20 protein-coding genes are annotated in these 22,095 nt (G+C 64.1%); 9 read left to right on the top strand and 11 right to left on the bottom strand.

Annotated features, from left to right (window positions below):
- Window positions 1-69: 69 nt before the first annotated feature.
- Both rnd and AC2TC0_RS06890 read left to right on the top strand, forming a co-directional pair.
- Window positions 70-1,248 carry a ribonuclease D gene (gene rnd, locus AC2TC0_RS06895; RefSeq protein WP_484716777.1) on the top strand — a complete coding sequence of 393 codons (1,179 nt, stop codon included), beginning with the start codon at window positions 70-72 and terminating at the stop codon, window positions 1,246-1,248.
- The gene (locus tag AC2TC0_RS06890; protein ID WP_484716776.1) at window positions 1,245-1,556 is read left to right on the top strand and encodes an I78 family peptidase inhibitor; all 312 of its coding nucleotides are present in this window, start codon (window positions 1,245-1,247) and stop codon (window positions 1,554-1,556) included. Before rnd ends, AC2TC0_RS06890 begins: the two co-directional genes overlap by 4 nt.
- Here AC2TC0_RS06890 and AC2TC0_RS06885 read toward each other — a convergent pair.
- The 4 genes from AC2TC0_RS06885 to AC2TC0_RS06870 are packed head-to-tail and all read right to left on the bottom strand — an operon-like array spanning window position 1,553 to window position 7,090.
- Complete coding sequence (locus AC2TC0_RS06885) at window positions 1,553-3,046, bottom strand: Ppx/GppA family phosphatase (RefSeq protein WP_484716775.1); 1,494 nt, start codon at window positions 3,044-3,046, stop codon at window positions 1,553-1,555. The genes AC2TC0_RS06890 and AC2TC0_RS06885 overlap by 4 nt on opposite strands.
- On the bottom strand, window positions 3,043-5,163 hold the full coding sequence (locus AC2TC0_RS06880; protein WP_484716774.1) for an RNA degradosome polyphosphate kinase: 2,121 nt from the start codon (window positions 5,161-5,163) through the stop codon (window positions 3,043-3,045). Before AC2TC0_RS06880 ends, AC2TC0_RS06885 begins: the two co-directional genes overlap by 4 nt.
- Window positions 5,160-5,819, bottom strand: coding sequence for an HdaA/DnaA family protein (locus AC2TC0_RS06875; protein ID WP_484716773.1), 660 nt, complete (start codon window positions 5,817-5,819; stop codon window positions 5,160-5,162). The genes AC2TC0_RS06880 and AC2TC0_RS06875 overlap by 4 nt, the downstream gene beginning before the upstream one ends.
- On the bottom strand, window positions 5,819-7,090 hold the full coding sequence (locus AC2TC0_RS06870; protein ID WP_484716772.1) for a heavy-metal-associated domain-containing protein: 1,272 nt from the start codon (window positions 7,088-7,090) through the stop codon (window positions 5,819-5,821). The genes AC2TC0_RS06875 and AC2TC0_RS06870 overlap by 1 nt, the downstream gene beginning before the upstream one ends.
- 36 nt (window positions 7,091-7,126) lie before the next feature.
- Between AC2TC0_RS06870 and purM the strand changes: the two genes are divergently transcribed.
- Together purM and purN are read left to right on the top strand one after the other, a co-directional pair.
- Window positions 7,127-8,218 carry a phosphoribosylformylglycinamidine cyclo-ligase gene (purM, locus tag AC2TC0_RS06865; protein WP_484716771.1) on the top strand — a complete coding sequence of 364 codons (1,092 nt, stop codon included), beginning with the start codon at window positions 7,127-7,129 and terminating at the stop codon, window positions 8,216-8,218.
- Window positions 8,219-8,332: 114 nt separating this feature from the next.
- Window positions 8,333-9,280 carry a phosphoribosylglycinamide formyltransferase gene (gene purN / locus AC2TC0_RS06860; protein WP_484716770.1) on the top strand — a complete coding sequence of 316 codons (948 nt, stop codon included), beginning with the start codon at window positions 8,333-8,335 and terminating at the stop codon, window positions 9,278-9,280.
- Here purN and AC2TC0_RS06855 read toward each other — a convergent pair.
- Both AC2TC0_RS06855 and ndk read right to left on the bottom strand, forming a co-directional pair.
- Window positions 9,277-9,717, bottom strand: coding sequence for a GFA family protein (locus AC2TC0_RS06855; protein WP_484716769.1), 441 nt, complete (start codon window positions 9,715-9,717; stop codon window positions 9,277-9,279). The two genes, purN and AC2TC0_RS06855, sit on opposite strands and share 4 nt — an antisense overlap.
- Window positions 9,718-9,724: 7 nt before the next feature.
- The gene (gene ndk / locus AC2TC0_RS06850) at window positions 9,725-10,147 is read right to left on the bottom strand and encodes a nucleoside-diphosphate kinase (protein WP_484716768.1); all 423 of its coding nucleotides are present in this window, start codon (window positions 10,145-10,147) and stop codon (window positions 9,725-9,727) included.
- Window positions 10,148-10,304: 157 nt separating this feature from the next.
- Here ndk and AC2TC0_RS06845 point away from each other — a divergent pair, with 157 nt between their 5' ends.
- The gene (locus tag AC2TC0_RS06845; RefSeq protein WP_484716767.1) at window positions 10,305-10,940 is read left to right on the top strand and encodes a dioxygenase family protein; all 636 of its coding nucleotides are present in this window, start codon (window positions 10,305-10,307) and stop codon (window positions 10,938-10,940) included.
- A 120-nt stretch (window positions 10,941-11,060) separates the two neighbouring features.
- Here AC2TC0_RS06845 and AC2TC0_RS06840 read toward each other — a convergent pair whose 3' ends face one another.
- Both AC2TC0_RS06840 and AC2TC0_RS06835 read right to left on the bottom strand, forming a co-directional pair.
- Window positions 11,061-11,528 (bottom strand): DNA polymerase III subunit chi, encoded by a 468-nt coding sequence (locus AC2TC0_RS06840; protein ID WP_484716766.1) that lies wholly within the window; start codon window positions 11,526-11,528, stop codon window positions 11,061-11,063.
- 83 nt (window positions 11,529-11,611) lie between these two features.
- The gene (locus tag AC2TC0_RS06835) at window positions 11,612-13,075 is read right to left on the bottom strand and encodes a leucyl aminopeptidase (RefSeq protein ID WP_484716765.1); all 1,464 of its coding nucleotides are present in this window, start codon (window positions 13,073-13,075) and stop codon (window positions 11,612-11,614) included.
- Window positions 13,076-13,195: 120 nt separating this feature from the next.
- Between AC2TC0_RS06835 and AC2TC0_RS06830 the strand changes: the two genes are divergently transcribed.
- The 4 genes from AC2TC0_RS06830 (at window position 13,196) to rsmA (ending at window position 18,680) form a co-directional block, all read left to right on the top strand.
- Window positions 13,196-15,394, top strand: coding sequence for an LPS-assembly protein LptD (locus AC2TC0_RS06830; protein WP_484716764.1), 2,199 nt, complete (start codon window positions 13,196-13,198; stop codon window positions 15,392-15,394).
- 117 nt (window positions 15,395-15,511) lie between these two features.
- A complete protein-coding gene (locus AC2TC0_RS06825; RefSeq protein WP_484716763.1) occupies window positions 15,512-16,849 on the top strand; it encodes a peptidylprolyl isomerase in 1,338 nt (445 codons plus the stop codon).
- Between the two features lie 6 nt (window positions 16,850-16,855).
- On the top strand, window positions 16,856-17,857 hold the full coding sequence (pdxA, locus tag AC2TC0_RS06820; RefSeq protein WP_484716762.1) for a 4-hydroxythreonine-4-phosphate dehydrogenase PdxA: 1,002 nt from the start codon (window positions 16,856-16,858) through the stop codon (window positions 17,855-17,857).
- Entirely contained in the window at window positions 17,850-18,680 is an 831-nt protein-coding gene (rsmA, locus tag AC2TC0_RS06815) for a 16S rRNA (adenine(1518)-N(6)/adenine(1519)-N(6))-dimethyltransferase RsmA (protein WP_484716761.1), read from the top strand. Before pdxA ends, rsmA begins: the two co-directional genes overlap by 8 nt.
- Window positions 18,681-18,771: 91 nt before the next feature.
- Here rsmA and AC2TC0_RS06810 read toward each other — a convergent pair whose 3' ends face one another.
- Genes AC2TC0_RS06810 through guaB form a run of 3 tightly spaced genes read right to left on the bottom strand, consistent with a single transcriptional unit; the run spans window position 18,772 to window position 21,986 of the window.
- Window positions 18,772-19,275 (bottom strand): tetratricopeptide repeat protein, encoded by a 504-nt coding sequence (locus AC2TC0_RS06810; RefSeq protein WP_484716760.1) that lies wholly within the window; start codon window positions 19,273-19,275, stop codon window positions 18,772-18,774.
- Window positions 19,276-19,334: 59 nt separating this feature from the next.
- A complete protein-coding gene (locus tag AC2TC0_RS06805) occupies window positions 19,335-20,522 on the bottom strand; it encodes an SAM-dependent methyltransferase (RefSeq protein WP_484716759.1) in 1,188 nt (395 codons plus the stop codon).
- Between the two features lie 6 nt (window positions 20,523-20,528).
- Window positions 20,529-21,986 (bottom strand): IMP dehydrogenase, encoded by a 1,458-nt coding sequence (gene guaB / locus AC2TC0_RS06800; protein WP_484716758.1) that lies wholly within the window; start codon window positions 21,984-21,986, stop codon window positions 20,529-20,531.
- Between the last annotated feature and the right edge of the window lie 109 nt (window positions 21,987-22,095).

Here is a 22,095-nt window from a genome sequence, read left to right as displayed (position 1 = left end):
CTGATTTGTCAAGTCTTGGCGGGCCATTTTCCCCCTCGCGCGGGCGCGAATCCTGATTATAGGCATTTCATGGAAATCCATCCGCTGATTACCACCACCGAGTCTCTCAAGGCTTTTTGCGCACTGATTGCCGACGCCGACTTTATCGCGGTCGATACCGAATTCATGCGTGAGAACACTTTCTGGCCCGAGCTGTGCCTGATCCAGATCGCCGACGCGAACCACGCTGCGGCAATCGACCCGCTGGCGGACGGCATCGACCTAGGCCCGCTGATGAAACTGATCACCGGCAATGAAGATATGCTCAAAGTGTTTCATGCCGGGGGGCAGGACGTCGAGATTATCTTCAACATTACCGGCAAGACGCCGCACCCGATATTTGACACGCAAATCGGTGCGATGGCGCTGGGGCAGGCGGAACAGGTTGGCTATAGCAATCTGGTCGAAGCCTGGGCCGGAGTCCAGCTCGACAAAGGCGCACGCTTTACCGATTGGAGCCGCCGCCCGCTCGACAAACGCCAGATTGATTATGCCATCGCCGATGTGACCTATCTGGCACAGATTTTCCCCAAGATGCTGCAAAAGCTGATCAAGACCGGACGCGGCCATTGGCTCGATGAAGAGATGGAAAAGCTCGCCGATCCCGCCAATTATGACCTCGACCCGGAACAGGCATGGCAACGCATAAAGCAGCCATCGAAAAAACCCGAAGTGCTGGGACGGCTTAAGGCGCTGGCGGCATGGCGCGAGCGCGAGGCGCGGTCCAAAAACCTGCCACGCGGCCGCATTGTCAAGGATGAAACGCTGGCCGACATCGCCGCCCACCCGCCGCGTAACCAGGATGATCTGGGCAAAGTACGCGGGCTTTCGGCGACGTGGAAGACCAATGACATCGGCAGCCGGCTGATGGCCGCGCTGGCCGAAGCTAAACCGCTGAGCCGTGAAGCATTGCCCGCAGCCGCGCCGCGTGGACCCGGGCTTGGCAAAGATGGGGTACTGGTCGCCGACCTGCTCAAGCTGCTGCTCAAAATCCGCACGCGCGAGCTCAATATGGCGTCACGGCTGGTGGCACGCAGCGACGATCTGGAGGCGCTGGCGGCAGGCGTGCGCGGAGATCTGCCGTTGCTGGCGGGTTGGCGCTATGATGTGTTTGGCAAAGATGCGCTGGAACTGGTTGAAGGGCGCATGGGCTTTGCGGTCAAACATGGTAAGTTGGTGATGACACGCACGGAGGAGGCAGTGGAATGACCAAGCCCAAGCTGTTGGGTTCGTCGCTGGCACTGGCATTGCTCGCCGCTTGCCAGCCCTATGCCAGCGAGCCTGGCGATGCGGGTTCGTCGCTGGAAACACCTCACTTATGCGGCGCCGCCAAGGTCACCAGCTGGGTCGGCAAGCCCGACAGTCCAACCGCGCGCGAGGCCATCGCCAGAGCAAGCGGGGCAAAGAATATTCGGTGGATCACCCCCGGCATGCCCGTGACAATGGACTATCGCCAGGACCGGCTGAACGCCAAAATAGACGAGAGCGGCAAATATACCGGCTTCGACTGCGCTTAAACCACTTCGGGTTCCAACCCCAAAGCATTAGCCAAATTACGCATACGGCGGCTGACGGCTTCGCCGGCCAGCATCGCCCATTCATGCCCCAATTCCAGCCGCAGCTTGCGGCCTGCAACCATAAGCCGCGTGCCGGTCAGCGGCGCTTCCAGCCCGCCCGAAAGTCGCTGCGCCAGCCGGATGGCTAGTCCCCACTGCCGGGCGCGTTCCAGCTGCGCGGTGCCGCCATCGCCGAGCAAGCGACCAAAATCATGCTCGTCACCGCCAAAGCCGGTATGCAGCGTTTGTGCGAGCACCACCCGCCCCGGCACATCGACGCCGCGCCAATTGCCATGGAGGGCAATCTCTGCCCCGCGCTCGGCCCGGAAATCCGGGTTCGCGGACCAGGCCACATCGCTGAGCAAGCACGCCGCCAGCCGCAACCGCCGCGCGGCGGCGTCGTCATCGGCGAATAGCGGTGCAATCCAGGCATCAACCTCGCGCCCGTGCGCGGCAAAGCGCGCGAGCCGCCGCCCTTCATATTCGGCGGCCACCAGCAAGGGGTCCTGCGCCCTTACCTCGTCGCTGAGCGCGCCATAAAGCAGGCCCTCGCGCAGGCCCGACGAAGAGATGGTCATCGACGGCGCATCAATCGCTCCCGCCAAAGCCGCGAGCAGCGCCACCGCATCGGGCAGTGCCGCCGCGCGGGCCGTCGACATTCCGGGAATCGCGCGCAGTTCATCAAGGCCCAACCGTGCCACCGCGCGCTGCAAACGGCGCACCGCGCTGCGCGGTAGGTCATGATGGTCCATCACCGGCAACGGCAGATGCACCAATTCCATGTCAAGCCGCGCCAACGCACGCCATGATCCGCCGACCAGATATAAGGGCTGGCCGCGCGCGGGCCCAGGCCATCCCGCCTCTTTCAGCTGTCTGCGGATCGCCCGATCAAATTCTGCCGCGCCATTGGCACGCAGGGCCGGTAAACGCAGCACGCCAAGCGGAAACGAGATGGTGCGCCCAACCTTGCCATCTGCGACTTCGGCAAGTTCAAGGCTGCCGCCACCCAAGTCGACGGCGATCCCCCGCGCATCGGGAATGGCCGACAGCACGCCCAAACCCGCAGCGCGCGCCTCTTCATCGCCCGACAGTAGCCTGATTTCCAACCCTTGCTCCGCCGCGCGCGCAACAAAATCCGGCCCATTCGCCGCGTCACGCACCGCCGCCGTGGCAACGCACTGCAATTCGTCGACCGCCATCGCACGCGCCAGTGCGGCAAAGCGCCGCAGCGCCGCCAAACCGCGCTCGGCGTCAGCATCGGCGATGCGGCCATCGACGCTCAATCCGCGTCCCAGTCCGGCCGCCACTTTCTCGTTGAAAATCACCGCCGGAATCCGGCGCGGCCCTTCATACACCACGAGCCGGACCGAATTGGACCCGATGTCGATCACTGCGGCACGGCGGCGTGGCCCCTGCCCCTGTGCCTTGGCGCGGGCCGAAAATACCTTCATCGCCCCCCGCCAATATCAAGCTGCGGCACATCCTTGCGTTGGCGCAGCGTTGTCCCGCGACCCGACAACGAAGGGTTGGTCATGAAATAATGATGGAGGTTGAACGATTTTGCACTGGGAACCGCGCGCACATAGCGCCCGTCGGGCTGCAAATGCCAGCTTTGCTCGTTATCAAGCAGATTGGCGACCATCACTTGGTCCAGGATCTGGTCGTGCACCGTCGGGTTCAGGATCGGGATCATATATTCGACGCGGCGATCAAAGTTGCGCGGCATCCAGTCCGCCGAACTGATAAACAGCCGGGCTTCCTGATGCGGCAGGGCGCCGCCATTGCCGAACGCCCAAATGCGGCTGTGTTCCAGAAAGCGCCCGACCACCGATTTGACCCGGATGGTTTCGGACAGGCCTGGAACGCCGGGGCGCAAACAGCAAATGCCGCGAATGATAAGTTCGATAGGAACGCCCGCCGCGCTTGCTTCATAGAGTTTGTCGATGATGCCGGGGTCGACCAAGCTATTCATCTTGGCCCATACACCGCTGGGCCGCCCCGATCGCGCGGAAGCAATTTCAGCGTCAATCAACTGCGAAAGATGCTCGCGCATGTTGATGGGCGACATGGTGATCAGTTCGAGCCCCTGCGGTTCGACATAACCGGTGATGTAATTGAACAGCTGCGCCGCATCGCGCCCAGCGCGCGGATCGGCGGTAAAGAAGCTGAGGTCGGTATAGATCTTGGCCGTTACCGGATGATAGTTGCCGGTACCAAAATGGCAGTAGGTCCGGTAACCCCCGCCCTCGCGCCGCACGACCATCGAAATTTTGGCGTGGGTTTTCCATTCGATGAAGCCATAAACCACCTGCACGCCCGCGCGTTCAAGCTGATTTGCCCACAGCAGATTCTGTTCCTCGTCAAAGCGCGCCTTGAGCTCGACCACCGCGGTGACAGACTTGCCTGCCTCGGCCGCCTCGATCAGGGCGCGGATGACCGGGGACTGGTCGCCGGCGCGGTATAATGTCTGCTTGATCGCCACCACATCGGGGTCCGCCGCTGCCTGCCGCAGGAAGGACAGGACGACATCGAAACTTTCATAAGGGTGGTGGACAACAATGTCCTTGGTGCGGATCGCCGCGAAACAATCACCGCCATGCTCGCGGATGCGTTCGGGAAAGCGCGGACTATAGGGCTGAAACTTCAGGTCGGGCCGGTCGCTGTCGATCAGCGCGGACAGCGCAGCAATGCCAATGAAGCCATCAATCTTGGCGACAATTGCCTCATGCCCCATCACCTCTTCGCCCAAAATGGCGGCAAGGTCGGCCGGCATGTCGGCGTCCATTTCGAGCAGGATGACCCGCCCGCGCCGCCGCCGCCGGATCGCGGTGCGGAACAGGCGCACCAGATCCTCCGCCTCTTCCTCGATTTCAATATCGCTGTCACGGATGATGCGGAACGTGCCCTGCGCCTGAACGGTAAAACCGGGGAACAGCACGTCGCCGAACATTTCGATCATCGTGTCGATGGGCACCCACTGCGGATTGTCGCCAGCTATGCGCACAAACCGGGGCAGTGATGGCGGGATCATCACCAGTTCGCGAACCTTTTCGCGGCTATTGATGCGCACCAGATCAAAAATCACGCCAAGGCCACGGTTGGCAATGAACGGGAAGGGGTGCGCCGGATCGAGCACCTGCGGCGTCAGGATCGGGAAAATTTCGCTGATGAAATAACTACGCAGATTCGCGCGCAGCGGTTCGGCATCGCTGACCTTGTGGAACACACCCACGCCGGACTCGGCCAACAACGCGCGCAGCCGATGCCATTCGACCTGTTGTTCGTCGACCAGCCGGTTCACCTCGGCCTCAATCTCGGCGAGTTGCTGACCGGGGGTGCGGCCGTCGGCTGAGGTATCCTCAATCCCCTGCAACTGCTGGCCCTTGAGGCCCGCGACGCGGACCATGAAAAACTCGTCGAGGTTGCTGCCCGAAATCGAAAGGAAGCGCAGCCGCTCGAGCAGGGGGTGCGCCGGATTGCGGGCCTCCTCCATCACCCGGCGATTGAACCCGAGCCAACTAAGCTCGCGGTTGAAATAGCGCTCACGCGGCTCAAAACCCTGCGTCATTCGGCTGCCCCCGCCTGATCCACCAGATCGTCAAAAATCAGCTTGGCGTCGGTCAGAACTTCCTTCGCAAGTTTCTTGCCAATGCGCCGTCCCTGCGCCAGCGATGCCGTGTCGAGCGCGTCGACAATGCGCGCCAGCGTCGCGTGGCTACGGTGCATGCGTTGCACGATGAAGGCAGCAACATCGGGCGCAATCGCGATGCCGCGCTGGGCAAAGGCCGCCTCGATCAGCTCGTGCGCGTGGGCGTCATCCAGCTCGCCGATGCGCACCACTGGCACGGCGGCGAGGCGCGACTTGAGATCAGGCAAGGACACGCCCCATTCGGCGGGCGTCGCGTCGGCGATGATCAGCAACGGCCTGCCGCTGGCCTGCGCCGCATTCCAGGCGTGGAACAACGCCTCTTCGGACAGGCTGGCCGGATCATCGACCACGGTTCCCCCACTGGTGCGCGCGAAAACGCGGCCGATCAAGCTGCGCCCCGATTTGGCCGGCCCCACCAGCACTGCCGTGCGCACCGGCCAAAGCGCAGGATGGGCCAGGAAACGCAGCGCTTCGGCGTTGCACGCCCCCACCAGCAATGGCGGATCATTGCTCCCCGCCGCGCTCCAGTCGAGCGGCAGCGCCTGCTGCGCCGGGGCGATGGCCGCGCGGCCCATCAGCGCGAAATGCGCAGCGTCGCGCCGCTGACCTGCACAGAATAGCCGCGTGCCGCCAGCGCATCGCGCAGCGCCGCTGCGTCACCGCGATAGGTTACGCGCATGACCGACGTGCCGCCCAATGCCAGACTGTTGGTCGCCGCCGATTGCACGCCGGGAATGGCCTGCACTGCGCGCTCGGTCGCCGAGACCGATGCCACATCGGGCGAGGCATATTGGATGGAGAAACTCTGCGCCCCCTGCGGCGCTTCGCCTGAAACGCTGTCGTCGGTTTCGGTCGGCGCGGCGTCGCCATCCGCGATTTCGGCGGCCGCCTCTAACTCCTCTTGCTCGACGACGCGTTCGAGCACCAACGATCGGTCAGCGCGCAGCACGCCGCTGGCCAGCGCGTCGGAATAAATCTGATCGATCCGCACCACTGCCTTGTTCATCATATCGGGAATAGCCGCCGGGGTCGGCGCGCGCATGGTGAAGCTGGCAATCAGTTTGTTGTCGGGGCCGAAGCGCGCCGAAAAACGCCCAGTCACCGGCCCGCCGGGGTAAGTGTATGTCAGCCGCGCAATCGGGATCAGCACATCGGCGGCGCCATATTGGTCGAGGATATTGCGCCACCAGATGCGGCTGCGGCGGGTTGTCTGGCCCGGGTTGAGCAACAGCGTATCGGCACCCGTCCCGGCGGTGCGGACATAATCAATGCTGGTATCGCCCGTGTTGAATTCGGCCCAGGCGCGCTGCCATTCGCTGCGCTGCTCGAACATTTGCGGCAGCCCGCCGATCGAAGTGACCGGCATGACCAGCAGCGGCGGTGAACGCAGCACCCGCCCGCTAACCCCCAAAATCTGCCCCGCGCGCACCCGGTCGAACAGCACGCCGAGCGTCGCTACATAACGGCGCGGGCCGATCGATTCGCGCTCTACCACGATGGCCGAGACGATGGCATCGAGCGCCGAATCGGACAGCGCCGGACCATCGCTGCCGTTGATCTTGCGATACAGTTGCTGCCAGCCCTTGCGCTGCGCCTCGCGCCAGCCTGCCTCGCGCGCGGCGTTGGGACCGTTGGCGGTGACATCAACGCTGATGCCCGAAGCGACGAAATCGGCGCTGCTGTTGATCGGTGTAATCCCGCGATTGCCGCGTTCGACCTGACTTTCAACGGCAAAGGCGATCAGAAGTGCTGCAAAAGCTATCGCCATCGCTGCCCACCGGCCGCGCAGCGCAAGGCCGCGCCAGCGCAGCATGGGGTCGGGGGCGGGAGCGGTGACAGAAATCATGGTAATGACCAGCTAAAAGCGATAGTCGGCCTGCCCATGGATGCCAAGCCCTATACCTATGCCGATGCCGGCGTGTCGATCAGCGCGGGCAACGCGCTGGTGCGCGCCATCGCCCCGCTCGCCAAAGCCACGCGTCGCCCCGGTGCTGACGCCGATCTGGGCGGATTTGGCGGCTTTTTCGACCTGAAAGCGGCGGGGTTCAACGATCCGCTGCTGGTCGCGGCTAACGACGGCGTCGGCACCAAGCTGAAACTCGCCATCGAATCGGGGCGGCACGACGGGGTTGGCATCGATCTGGTCGCCATGTGTGCCAACGACCTGATTGTGCAGGGCGCAGAGCCGCTTTTTTTCCTCGACTATTACGCCACCGGCAAGCTCGACAATGACGTCGCCACCGCCGTTGTTGCGAGCATCGCCGAGGGGTGCAAACAGGCCGGCTGCGCGCTGATTGGCGGCGAGACGGCGGAAATGCCGGGCATGTATGCCGATGCCGACTATGATCTCGCCGGTTTCTGCGTTGGCGCGGTCGAGCGTGACCAGGTGCTGACCGCCGACAAGGTGGCGGCCGGCGACATCATCCTCGGCCTCGCCTCGTCGGGTGTGCACAGCAATGGCTTTTCGCTCGTGCGGCGGCTGGCCGCCGACAAGGGCTGGAAACTCGATCGGCCCGCGCTGTTCGACAATGAAGTATTGCTGATCGATGCGCTGATGGCGCCGACACGCATCTATGTGCAATCGCTGCTGCCCGAAATTCGTGGGGGGCGCATCCACGCGCTGGCGCACATCACAGGCGGCGGCCTTTTGGAGAACATCCCGCGCATTCTGCCAGGCCATTTACACGCGCATATCGATGCCGACAGCTGGCCCCTCCCCCGCCTGATGGCCTTCCTGCAGGCGCAGGGGCATATCGAGCCCGAGGAGCTTGCTCGCACCTTCAACTGCGGCATCGGCATGGCGGTGGTGGTAGCTGCGGCGGACGTGGATGCGGTGACGGCATCGCTGACGTCGGCGGGCGAGACGGTGTTCCGCATTGGCCATATCGCCGAGGGCGCAAAGGGCTGCACAGTTTCAGGCAGCGCCGAGACGTGGAGTGCCACAGCGGACTGGCGTGCGGTGCATGATGGCTAGTGCAATCCAGTCCCCCTCCCGCTTGCGGGAGGGGCTAGGGGTGGGCGCGAGCGTAGCGAGCCGCGTGCATGAACTGGCCCACCCCCTGCCCCTCCCGCAAGCGGGAGGGGAGATATGAAAACCCCCGTCGCCATTTTCATCTCAGGGCATGGCACCAACATGGCCGCGCTCCTCTATGCCAGCCGCGCCGATGACTGCCCCTATGAGGTGGTGCTGGTCGCCTCGAACAACCCCGACGCCCCCGGCCTCGCGCTGGCCATGGCAGAGGGTGTTACCACCTTTGCCCACCCCCACGCCGGCTTGGGCCGCGCCGACCATGACGCGATCATGGAGCGCGCGGCGCTGGACGCAGGCGCGCAGTTTATCGCGCTGGCGGGCTATATGCGCCTCCTCTCACCCGAATTCGCCGAACGCTGGGCCGGGCGGATGCTCAACATCCACCCATCGCTGCTGCCCAAGTACAAGGGGCTGAACACCTATGCGCGGGCGCTCGAGGCGGGCGACACACAGGCCGGCTGCTCGGTGCATCTGGTCACCGCCGAAGTCGATGATGGCGACGTGCTGGGGCAGCGCGCTGTCGCGGTGCTGCCCGGCGATACGGTGGAAACACTCGCCGCCCGCGTCCGCATCGCCGAGCATCAGCTTTATCCGCGGGTGCTGAGCGACTGGGTGAACCGCGAAAACACCCCCGATTATTGGCTGTCCCGCGTGCGCGAATTCGCGATGGCGCAGGCAGAGGCCGACGAGATCATCAGCCACGGCATGCCCTGCTTTGGTATCATCAAGGGCAAGAAATTCGCTTACTTCATCCACGACCACCACGGCGACGGACGCACCGCGCTGCTCGTGAAAATCAGCGGCGCGGACGAACAGGCCGCGCTGATCGAGCAGGACACCGACCTATATTTCCGCCCCGCCTATTTTGGCGACGGTTGGGTCGGCATCCGGCTCGATCTGGGCCGTAACGATTGGGAGCATATCGCGGGCTGGATCACCCGCAGCTGGCGCGCGGTGGCGCCACGGAAGTTGGCCGGGCTGATGGACGTGGCGGATCAGTTTTAGCGGGCAGCAAACATGCCTTTCAAATTACGCCAGACCAACTTTGGCCCCCATTCCATCGCCATCGACATTGATGTCCGCCGCGAACCACGGTTTGCAAAGCCATAGTGCGCCGGTTGGCTATCGACGAATATCTCGCGGGCAATAAATTGGTCGGGGTCTTCAAACAGGCCTGCCGACACCGCCAGCTCGTTGCCGATGGTGGGGCGGTGAAAGATATGCGCGCCGCATTGCGAACAAAATCCGCGCTCGGCAAAGGCCGACGACTGGAAAGTTACCAGCGTCGCGCCGGTCACCACCGCTTCGGGCACTTGCAGCGCCATCCAAGGCCCGCTGGTCCATTGGCGGCAGAGCGCGCAATGGCACACGCCAACGTCATGCACGGCATGCGGCAATGTTACCGAGACGCCGCCGCACAGACAGCGCCCGATAACTTCCATCGCCTGATTACCCGACAATCTCTTCCGGCTTGAAAAAGAACGCGATCTCGATCGCGGCATTCTCATCGCTGTCGCTGCCATGCACCGTATTCGCCTCGATGCTCTCGGCCAGCTCGCGGCGGATGGTGCCGGGTTCGGCGTTGGCGGGGTTGGTCGCGCCCATGATGTCGCGGTTGCGCTGCATGGCGTTTTCGCCTTCCAGCACCTGCACGACGACCGGGCCACTGGTCATGAAATCGCACAATTCGCCGTAAAAGGGGCGTTCCTTGTGGACGGCGTAAAAGCCTTCGGCCTGCTCGCGGGTCATCCAGATGCGCTTCGAGGCAACAACGCGAAGGCCGCCGTCCTCCAGCATCTTGGTGACCGCACCGGTCAGGTTGCGGCGGGTTGCGTCGGGCTTGATGATCGAAAAGGTGCGGGTAACCGCCATGGGGATGCTCCTGTGAACCGCGCGTTTGCGGGATTATGATTTGCCGCGCCCCCTAAATGCTGCGCCGCAATAAGGCAAGCCAAGGCTTGCAAGCCTCTTGCCTGCTGTTAAACCACCCGACGGGTCGCTCTGTCTGGGATTTCGGGGGAGAGCGTAAATGGCGCATGAGAAATTTATCATCACGCGGCGCAGCTTTGCGGGGGCGGCGATTGCGGGTGCGGGGCTGGTCGCCGGGGGCAGCGCGCTCGCCGCACCGGCGCTGACCGCGGGTGGGCCGCTTGGACCCTTTTACCCCGTCGAACGCCCCGCCGACGATGATTTTGACATGACGATGATCAAAGGCAGCAACGGCCGCGCGCTGGGCCGGGTGATCGAGGTAACCGGGCGCGTGCTTGACCAAAAGGGCAATCCCGTGAACGGTGCGATGCTCGATTTGTGGCAGTGCAATGCCGCCGGGCGCTACGCCCATGCTGCCGATGTCGCCACCGCGCCACTCGACCCCAATTTTCAGGGTTTTGCCCGCCTGAAAACCGGCGCGAGCGGCGAATGGCGGATCCGCACCATCAAGCCATCGGGCTATGATTCGCCCATCGGGCGCCGTACCCCGCATATCCATGTCGACGTGCAAGGACGGCAATATCGCCTCATCACGCAAATGTATTTTGATGAAGACGCTGACCAGAACGCCAAGGACCGGCTTTATGCCAATTTGGGCGAGGATGCGGCGACCGCGGTGGCCAAACTGGCCGCGACGGATCAGTACCGCTGGGACATTGTGCTAATGGAGGGGTAACGCGAGCAACAAACACCGTAGTGCTGAGCTTGTCGAAGCACGCGGCGCGTTGCTGAACCGTTGCTACTTCTCTGCGCCGCGCCCTTCGACAGGCTCAGGGCTACGGTTTTGGTGCCGCCGTCACGGCCCCTCGACCCAGCGCCCGCCCTCCTGTTTCCAGAAATGCCGCTCGACATTGTCGTGCGTGCCAAGCGAGCGCCAGGTGGCGCGCGCGTCGTCGATGCGGCTGTTGTCGAACAACAGGAAACAGCGGTTGAAGGTCATGGCTTCGTCGCGCCACACCCCGTCGGCCAGCGCGACCATTCGCGCGCCGTTGGCGGGGGCGGCATCGATGTTACTCGCCAGCAGAATCGGCTCGTGCAGCGCCAGCGCGCCGTCCGCTGCGCCATGGGCAAGGAAGCTGTCGGGTTTGTGCGCCCACAGGCCTTCGCTGATCGCGGCGCGCAATTCACCCTCACCTGCCACCACCAGCAGGCGCTCCCCCTGCCCCAGCACGCGCTCGGCCAGCATTGGCAGCACCCGCGCGGCGGGGTCACGCGTCAGGCGATAAAAATCAACGCGGGGCACGGCCACCTCCGCCATCGTCATCCTGAACTTGTTTCAGGATAACGCGCCACGGCAGCCTGTTATGCTGAAACAAGTTCAGCATGACGACGACGTGGAAATGTTCATCACCCCTCAAAATTATCCGCCACGAACCGGTCGAGCAGGCGCACGCCATAGCCGGTCGCGCCCTTGCCCCACACCGGGCCGTCCTTGTCGGCCCAGGCCATACCGGCGATGTCCAGGTGCGCCCATTTGACGCCGTCATTCACAAACCGCTTCAGGAACTGCGCCGCCGTGATCGACCCTGCTTCGCGCGGGCCGATATTCTTCATGTCGGCAATCGGACTGTCGATCAGCTTGTCGTAAGCGGGCGACAGCGGGAAGCGCCACACCGGATTGCCGCTGGCGGCGCCCGCCTTGGTCAGCGCATTGGCCAGATCATCGTCGTTGGCGAACATGCCGGCATATTCATGCCCCAGCGCAATCACCATCGCACCCGTCAGCGTCGCCAGATCGACGATCACGTCCGGACTGTAGGTGTTTTGCGCCCAGGTAATGCAATCGCACAGCACCAGCCGTCCTTCGGCGTCGGTGTTCAGCACCTCGATGGTCTGGCCCGACAGGCTGGTCACAACATCGCCAGGCCGCTGGGCATTGCCGTCGGGCATGTTTTCCACCAGGCCGCAAATGCCGACGACATTGGCTTTGGCCTTGCGTCCCGCGAGCGCCTTCATTGCGCCCGCGACGGCGCCCGCACCGCCCATGTCCCATTTCATCATTTCCATGCCGGGGCCCGGCTTCAGGCTGATCCCGCCGGTGTCGAATGTCACGCCCTTGCCGATGAAGACCACTGGCTTGTCGCCCGGATTGCCGCCGTTCCAGCGCATGACCAGCAGACGCGGCGGACGCACCGATCCCTGTGCGACGCCCAGCAGCGCGCCCATGCCCAGCGCCTGCATCGCCTTTTCATCAAGCACATCGATTTCGATCCCCAGCCCCACCAGATGCTGGCAGCGTTCGACGAAAGTTTCGGGGTAAATGATGTTGCCGGGTTCAGCGACCAGATCCTGGGTCAAACGCACGCCCGCCGCAATCGCCTGCGCGGCGGCAAAGCGGGGTTCCAGATCGCCAAAGGGCGATGCGATGGTCAGCGTTTTCAGGCTGATCTTCTGGCTGTCGGTCAGACGCGTGCGATAGGCGTCATGCCGCCACGCGCGCAGCCGCGCCCCTGCCGCAAAGCCCAGCACGGCACCGTCGTTGTCGAACGCGCCAAAATCCACCGCTGCGCCGGTCACTCCGCTGGTCTGGAGCCGCGCCACCAGCGCCGCGCCGCCGCGCTCGGCATCGGCCACGCTGGCATCGCCGATGCCAACCAGCAGCAGCCGGAGTACGCGCGCCCCGTCCACCGCCGCCGTTTCGGCGACGCTGCCTGCCGCCCCGTCAAAGCGCGCCTGCGCCGCCGCCCCCGCGAGCAGCACGCCATGCGGACCACCGAGCCTTGCCGCGACATCGCCAACCCCGCCTTTGCGTACAGGATAGGCAATGGTGTCGGCGGCTGCTTCGATTTGCGCGGTGAAGCGAATGTCCATGGAACGTCTTTCTCAAGCGGTGATTGAAACTATCGAAACCGCCCGATAGGGGGAGAGGCGAGACGTTGCAATTCCAAGGCTGCGTCCGTTTGCGCCGCGAAGTGGGAAAGAGCGAAAGAATTGAACCGCGCCGTTCCCCTTTTTGCAGTTACCCTGCTGACCGCTTGCCCCCTCACGGTTGCAGCGCAGGACACCGCTGCATCGGCTTCCGTCGAAGCGCAGGAAGAGGTCATCAACTTTTCCGCTGACGCCATCAACTACGACGATGAAACCGACGTGGTCGATGCCAGCGGCAATGTCGTGCTGCGCCGCGACGCCATTGAAATGCGCGCCGACCGCGTCAATTGGGACCGCAAGACCGGCAAGGTGTTCGCCGAGGGTAACATCCGCATCACCAACCCCGAAGGCGACACCGCCTATGGCGACCGCGTCGAATTGACCGACAGCCTGCGCGACGGGGTGATTGAAAATCTGCTTGTCGTTCTCGACAGCGGCGCGCGGCTGGCGGCACAGCGCGGCGAACGCTTTGCCAACGGCGACATCGCGCTCGAACAAGGGGCCTATACGCCCTACCCGGTTGTGCCGGGCGAGGTATACAACCCAACCTGGCAGATCCGCGCGGTCCGGGTCTATTACAACCGTGTCAAAGATCGCGTGCGCTATAAGGGCGCGCGCATCGAATTGTTTGGGCTGCCGCTCATCCCTCTGCCCGGGCTCAGCCACCAGGCCAGCGATCGTTCGGGCAGCGGCGTGCTGGTCCCGCAAATCCGCATCGACCGTGTCAACGGATTCGAGCTGGCCGTTCCTTATTATCTGAAAATTGACGACAATCGCGACGTCACCGTTACCCCGCACGTTTACACCGATGCCGCACCTTTGTTCGAGGCGGAGTATCGCGCCCTTACCAATGTCGGCGCCTATCGCATAAATGGTTATGCCACTTATAGTTCGGTGTTGCCCGTCGCCGCCATTCCGGGAACGGCGCGCGACCGCTTTCGCGGCTATCTGGAAACGGTTGGAAAATTTCAGCTCGACCCCCTGTGGAGCGTCAAATTTTCAGGCCGCATAACCACCGACCGCACCTTCATGCGCCGGTATGACATCAGCCGCGACGACCGGCTGCGGTCCATGTTCGAGGCTGAGCGGATCGGCGGGTCGAGCTATTTGTCGGTCGCTGGCTGGGCGGTGCAGACGCTGCGCGTTAACGACCGCCAGGGGTTGCAACCGGTCGCCGTTCCGGTGATCGATTTTCGACAGCGCTTGACCGACCCCTGGCTGGGCGGGCAGTTCGAATTGCAATTGAACAGCCTGGCCGTTGCACGCACTGCGGGCCAGGACACGCAGCGCGCCTTTGCGGGGGTGCGCTGGGACCTGCGGCGGCTGACCGGGCTGGGTCAGGAAGTGACCATTACCGGGCTGGCGCGCGGCGATGTGTATCACAGCAGCGAAAATTTGCTCACCGCCGTTCCCGGCTATCGCGGCGAATCGGGGTGGCAAACGCGCGCCATTGCCGCCGCCGCCATCGACGTGCGCTGGCCATTTATCGGCGAGATTTTTGGCGGCACCCAGCAACTGGTACCGCGCGTCCAGCTGGTGGCAACGCCGCCGATCCGCAATCTTGACATCCCCAACGAAGACAGCCGCGCCTTCGATCTGGAAGACAGCAATCTGTTCGCGCTGAACCGTTTCCCCGGTTATGACCGGTTCGAAGATGGCGCGCGTATCACCTATGGTCTGGACTGGTCCTTCTCGCGGCCGGGCATGGCGATCAACAGCGTGGTTGGGCAAAGCTATCGCTTGTCGGACAAACCTTCGCTGTTCCCGGACGGTACCGGGCTGACCGCGCGCACGTCGGACATTGTCGGGCGCACCACCTTTGCCTGGCGCGATACCATCCGGCTGACCCACCGGTTCCGCCTGGACAAGGATAATCTGGCGGTGCGGCGCAACGAATTCGATGCCACGGTCGGTACGCGCAAAACTTATGCCGTGATCGGCTATCTGCGCCTCAACCGCGACATCACCGATCTGGCCGAAGACTTGCAAGACCGCGAAGAAGTGCGCGTGGGGGGGCGTATCGGCTTTGCCAACAATTGGTCGATATTCGGTTCGGCAATCGTCGATCTAACGGACCGCGCCGAAGACCCGCTCAACAGCTCCGACGGATTCGAACCAGTGCGCCACCGGTTGGGCATCGCTTATGACGATGCCTATCTCTCGCTGGCGGTAACATGGCGCCGTGACTATGAGGACACCGGCGATGCGCGGCGCGGCAACAGCTTCCTGTTCCGGGTGGGTTTCCGCAACCTCGGTTTTTGACAATCGTCAGCCACCGTTCAGCCGCCCACTGCTAGGGGCTGCCAATCGCTTTACACTGGACCAGCGGGCCGGTGGGCTGATACGGAGCCTCCCGACCCCCGGGGATGAAGGACCCAAATGACCAGATTGACCAAGTTCGCCGCCAGCATTGCCGCCATTGCGGCGGCCGGAGCGGCAGCGGCCCAAACCGTTAGTGACACCAGCGTGCCCGAAGCCGCGCTCAACATTCCCGGCAATGTTCAGCTCTATGGCAACGCGCCCAGCAACGTTTACCGGCCATCGGCGACCGTGAATGGTGAGATTATCACTGGCACCGATATCGACCAGCGGCTTGCCCTGGTAAAGCTCGCCAACCGCAACATGGAAATTTCACCCGAGGAACTGCAGCGTTTGCGGCAACAGATTTTTCAGAATCTGATCGACGAAAAGTTGCAGATTCAGGAAGCAATCGCGAACGATATCACCATTGACGAAGCGATTATCGATCAGCAATTTGCGCGCATCGCCGCCAATTTCCGTCAGACGCCCGACCAGTTTAGCAAATATCTGGCATCGCAGGGCAGCTCGGCTGCGGCGATCAAGCAACAGATCCGCGGCGAATTTGCCTGGGACCGGCTGCTGTCTCGCAACGTGCGATCACAAACCAATGTGTCGACCGACGAGGTTGAGGATGTGGCCAAGCGGATGATGGATGCCAAGGGCACCGAAGAGTTCCAGCTTGGCGAAATCTATCTGTCTGCCACCCCGGAAACTGCCGCGGCGGTGGTCGAAAACGCCCAGCGAATCGTCGATGCGCTGCAACGCGGCGGGTCTTTCCCTGCCTATGCGCGGCAATTTTCTGAGGCATCGACCGCCGTCGTCGGTGGTGATCTGGGCTGGGTGCGCGCCGGGCAATTGCCACCGTCAATGGCCAATGCCGCGCAGCAGATGCAGCCCGGCCAGCTGGTGGGACCGATTGAAGTGCCCGGCGGTTTTTCCATCCTGTTGATGATCGACCGACGGCAGGTGATGATGGCCGACCCGCGCGATGCGACGCTCAGCCTCAAGCAATTGTCGCTGGAATTTGCACCCGGGACCAGCCAGGCGCAGGCCTCTGAACTGGCCGGCCGCTTTGCCGAACAGACGCAGGCGATTGCCGGCTGCGGTCAGGCCGATGCGGTCGCGGCACAATTGGGCGCTACCGTCGTTGCGCGGGACAATATTCCCATGCGCTCGCTGCCCAACCAGCTCCAGCCGACGCTGATGAATCTGCAAATCGGCCAGACAACCCAGCCCTTTGGTTCGCCGACCGAGGGTATCAGCGTGTTGGTGCTGTGCGGGCGCGACATGCCCAACGTCGATCTGACGCCAAACCTCGCTGAAATCGAGGAACGCATGCTGGAGGAAAAGATCAACAAGCGCGCCCAGCGCTATCTGCGCGACCTGCGCCGGGATGCCGTCATCGAGTATAGTTAGAGCGGCATGACGATAGCCGCCCCCATTGCCGTTACGCTGGGTGACCCCGCCGGGGTCGGCCCCGAGGTCACCGCGCGTGCCTGGGAACAGCGCGAAGACTACGCGCTGCCTGCCTTTTTCGCGCTTGGCGACGCGGCCGCCGTCGAACAGGTGTGGTCTGGCCCGGTCGAGCGCGTCAACAGCATCGAAGGCGTAACCGGCGCCTTCGCCCGCGCACTGCCCGTCTGGCAGGTCGAGGATAGTGGACCGCCGCAACCCGGCCACCCTTCCCCGCGCGGCGCGCTGTGCGCGCTCCATGCGCTGGAGTGCGGGATCGGGTTTGTGCGTCAGCAGGCGGCGTCAGCGCTGGTTACCGGGCCGGTGTCCAAGCGCGAACTGCACGGCATCGGTTACACCCACCCCGGCCAGACCGAATTTATTGCCGAACGTTGCGGCATTACGGCCGAAAATGCCGTGATGATGCTGGCCGGGCCGTCGCTGCGCGTGGTGCCGCTGACGGTGCATATTCCGCTGAACGCGGTGCCGGATGCGCTCACTGCCGAGCTGATCATAAACAAGGCGCGGGTCACCGCGCGGGGGCTGGCCCGTGATTTCGGTATCGCCGCGCCGCGCCTCGCCATCGCCGGGCTCAATCCGCATGCCGGCGAAGGCGGGCAGCTGGGCGGCGAAGACCAAAGCGTGATTGCGCCCGCCGTGGCGCTGCTGCGCGATGAAGGGATCGACATATCGGGCCCGCTAGCGGCGGACGCTTTGTTCGCGCCGCATATCCGCAGCCAATATGACGCGCTGCTGTGCACCTATCATGATCAGGCGCTCGCGCCGTTCAAGGCCCTGCATTTCCATGACGGCGTCAATCTGACGCTGGGACTGCCGATCATCCGCACCTCGCCCGACCATGGCACCGCGTTTGGTATCGCTGGCACCGGCGTGGCAGATCCGGGGCCGACGATTGCGGCCATTTTGCAGGCAGCGGCCATGGTAGCCGCGCGCCGCGTGGCCGATGGCTGAAGCAGACCTACCGCCCATCCGCGAACAAATGGCACGCCATGGGCTCGTGGCATCGAAGGCACTGGGACAGAATTTCCTGTTCGACGAACAATTGCTCGACCGCATCGTCGCGGTGCCCGGGCCGCTCGACGGCGCGGCGGTGTTCGAGGTAGGGCCCGGCCCCGGGGGGCTGACCCGCGCCCTGCTGCGCGCGGGCGCCAAGGTAACAGCGGTCGAGCGCGATGCCCGCGCGCTGCCGCTGCTCGCGGAAGTCGCCGAACGGCGGCCCGGGCAATTGCACGTCATCGAAGGCGATGCGCTGGCCATCGACCCGCACGAAGCGGTCGGCCGCGTGCCATTCCACATCGTCGCCAACCTACCCTATAATGTCGGTACCGCCCTGTTCACCCGCTGGCTGGAACCGGACGGTTGGCCGCCGCATTGGTTGTCGCTGACGCTGATGTTCCAGCTGGAGGTGGCGGAGCGCATCGTGGCGGCACCGAACACATCGGCTTATGGCCGCCTCGCGGTGCTGGCGCAGTGGCGGACCCATGCCAAGCTCGCGATGAAAGTGCATCGTTCCGCTTTCACCCCGCCGCCCAAGGTTATGTCAGCGGTTGTGCACATTACGCCGGCCGAGGCGCCCGCTGGTGTCGATGCGCGCATCCTGTCGCGGCTGACCGCCGAAGGGTTCGGCCAGCGCCGCAAGATGCTGCGACAGAGTTTGAAGGGAATGCCGGGGGCATTGGACGCGCTTGCGTCGCTCGGCATCGACAGCGCGCGCCGCGCGGAAACGCTCAGCGTCGCTGAATGGGTTGCCATTGAAAGGGTGTTGAGCGCCTAACCCATCTTTCGTCATCCCGAACTTGTTTCGGGATAACAAGCCACCGTGGCCCGTTGTGCTGAACCAAGCTCAGCACAACGAAATCATGTGCCTAATTGCGCGACCCGTCATCGCTGCCCGTCACCACCGGTCGCGGCATCACGGCTTCGGCGCTCATCGTGCGGCGCGCTTCGCCTTTGGCGATGGCGGCTTCCAGCCCGGCCACTTGCGGACATTTGTCGCGGCAGAATTTGCGCGCGTCGGCCAGCTTTTGCCGGGCGAGTTCAATTGCGCCCTTTTCGACCATCGCCTCGCCTTGCCCGGCCAACGCAGCCACATCGCGCGGCTCGATCAGCAGGGCTTCGCGATAGAAACCGATGGCCTTGCCGGGCAGGCCCTGCGTGCGAGCAATCTGGGCGAGGCCCAGAAAGGCGGCGCGGTTGCGCGGATCGACTGCCAGCGCGCTTTCGAAATAGTCCGTTGCGGCATCCAGATCGCCCCGCGCTTGTGCCTCGGTCGCCGATGCGGCGAGGTGCAGCGACAGTGGTTCAATCGCATTGTCGGCGCGCATCGCCCCCGTCGGCGCCGCATGGCTTGCCAGAACCAGACCGGCCACCAGGGCCAAAGCGCTTACCCGCATCGCATGCTCCCAATTTTTCATTTCGGGCGATGCTATCACGCCCTTTGCAGGCGGGCGAGATAGAATCCGTCGGTGCCGTCATGGTGCGGGGTCAGCAGCAATCCATCGCCAGCGCGGCGACCAATTCCCACTGGCAAGGCGCCGAAATCGGCGCTCCACGCCCCATTTTGCGCAGCAAGGAAAGCGCTGATCTGATCGCGCCCCTCGCCCGCGAGCACCGAACAGGTGGCATAGATTAGCACACCGCCCGCCCGCACCAACGCCGCGCCCAGCGTCAGCAGCGCCGCCTGCTCGGCGCGGTGGCGTGCGAGTCGCTGCGGGGTTAACCGCCAACGCAATTCAGGGCTGCGCCGCCATGTACCACTTCCCGAACAGGGAGCGTCGACGATGACCGCGTCGGCAGCGCCCAGCAGATCCGCCAGCATTGCGCTTTCCTGCCCCGGATTGAGCAAGCGCGTTTCAATGTTGCTGACCCCGGCTCGCTCGGCGCGCGGGGCAAGCTGCTGCAACCGCGCGCGGTTGATATCGCAAGCGATAATCCGTGCGCCGGGTGCAGCTGCGGCGAGTGCCAGCGTCTTGCCGCCCGCTCCGGCGCACAAATCGATAATCGTCATGCCGTTCGCTGCACCAAGCGCTTCTGCGGCAACTTGGCTGGCGGCGTCCTGCACCTCGAACAGGCCTTCAGCGAAGGCCGGATGCTGGACGGCAGCGAATTCGGCCGGCAGACGCAGGCCAACGGGCGTTCCAGCAATCGGCTCGCCAGCTCCCAGCATCGTCGCCAGTGCGGCGCGGTCAATCCGCGCGCGGTTGGCCCGCAAATCAAGCGGCGCACGCGCCAGCATCGCGCCATGCTCGTCAGCTCCGACCAGCGGGTCGAACAAATCGATCAGAGCGGGCGAAGCCAGGCCCGGCTGCGCGCGCGGTTCGTCGGGAGCAATCGGCGCGGGCGCATAGGGTGCGCCGTCGAACAGCGCCGCCAACTGCGCATCACCATCTGCCAGCGCGACCATCGCTGCCCGCCCACTCTCCGGCGCCGACCGCACCGCGCGGATCGCGGCATAGACCAGCTCGCGCACCGCGCGCCGGTCCTTCGACCCTGCATAACGCCGCGCGCGCATCGCCTCGGCAAAAATGGCGTCAGCGGGCGCCCCGCCCTCGCGCGCGGCGGCGGCAATCTGGTCCAGGATTTCGATGGCGGTCTGGACGCGCGCGGCGGGGGTCATCCCCGCTCAACCTACCGGATAATTGGGAGCTTCCCGTGTGATGGTCACATCATGCACATGGCTTTCGCGCAGGCCCGCATTGGTGATGCGAACAAATTGGGCGCGCTGCACCAGGTCAGGCAAGGTGCGGCTGCCGGTATAGCCCATCGCGGCTTTGACCCCGCCAACCAGCTGGTGGATCACATCTTTGGCGGGTCCCTTGAACGGCACCTGCCCTTCAATGCCTTCAGGCACCAGCTTCATCTGGTCCTTGATATCCTGCTGAAAATAGCGGTCCGCGCTGCCGCGCGCCATCGCGCCGACGCTGCCCATGCCGCGATAGCTTTTATAGGTGCGTCCCTGATAGAGGAAGGTTTCGCCCGGTGCCTCGGCCGTGCCCGCCAGCAGCGACCCCACCATCACGCACGACGCGCCCGCCGCAAGCGCCTTGGCCACGTCGCCAGACGTGCGCAGGCCGCCGTCGCCAATCACTGGCACGCCGGCCTTGGCCGCGACGGAGACGCTGTCCATGATGGCGGTCAGTTGCGGCACCCCCACGCCCGCGACAACGCGCGTGGTGCAAATGGAGCCGGGGCCGATGCCGACCTTCACCCCATCCGCGCCCGCATCAATCAGTGCGCGCGTGGCATCCCCGGTCGCAACATTTCCCGCCAGCACCTGCACATTAGGGGCCATCGCTTTGATCCGCGACACGGTGGCGGCGACCATCTTGCTGTGCCCATGCGCGGTGTCGACGACGATCAGGTCGCATTCGGCCGCGATCAGCGCCTCGGTCCGTTCAATTCCGGCGTCGCCGGTTGTCGTGGCCGCTGCAACGCGCAAGCGCCCGGCCTCATCCTTCGTGGCGTCGGGATAGGTAACCGCCTTTTCCATATCCTTGACGGTGATGAGGCCGAGGCAGTGGAAACTGTCATCGACCACCAACAGCTTCTCGATCCGGCGCTGATGCAGCAACCGCCGCGCCTCATCCTGACTGACGCCGGGGCGGACCGTCGCCAGATTGTCAGCGGTCATGATCTCGCGCACCGGCTGGCCCGGATTGTCGGCAAAACGCACGTCCCGGTGCGTCAAAATGCCCACCAACCGCCCCCCGTTTTCGACCACCGGGATGCCCGAGATATTATGCTGCGCCATCAGCGCGGTCGCCTCGGACAACGGCGCATCGGGACCGATGGTGATCGGGTTGACGATCATCCCGCTTTCAAAGCGTTTGACCTGCCGCACTTGCGCAGCCTGCACCGCGATATCCAGATTGCGGTGGAGCACGCCAATGCCGCCAACTTGCGCCATGAAAATGGCCATGTCGGCCTCGGTCACCGTATCCATCGCCGATGATAGGATGGGGATATTGAGCGAAATGCCGCGCGACACCTGCGTCGTCAGCACCGCTTGGCTGGGCAGGATTTCGCTTTCCTGCGGCACCAGCAGCACATCGTCAAAGGTCAGGCCGGTACGGATTTCCATTGGGGTGCCACTTTCTGGTCGCGATTCGTTGGTGGCGGCCCATGTAACCAAGGCGGCGCGGGTGCGCCAGTGGGGGGATGCGGAAAAGGACCCTCCAGCTGGAAGCAGT

This window comes from Sphingopyxis sp. sgz302558, from assembly GCF_057220455.1.
Note: the sequence above shows the minus strand (reverse complement) of the source record. Positions and strands in the feature narration are given on the sequence as shown.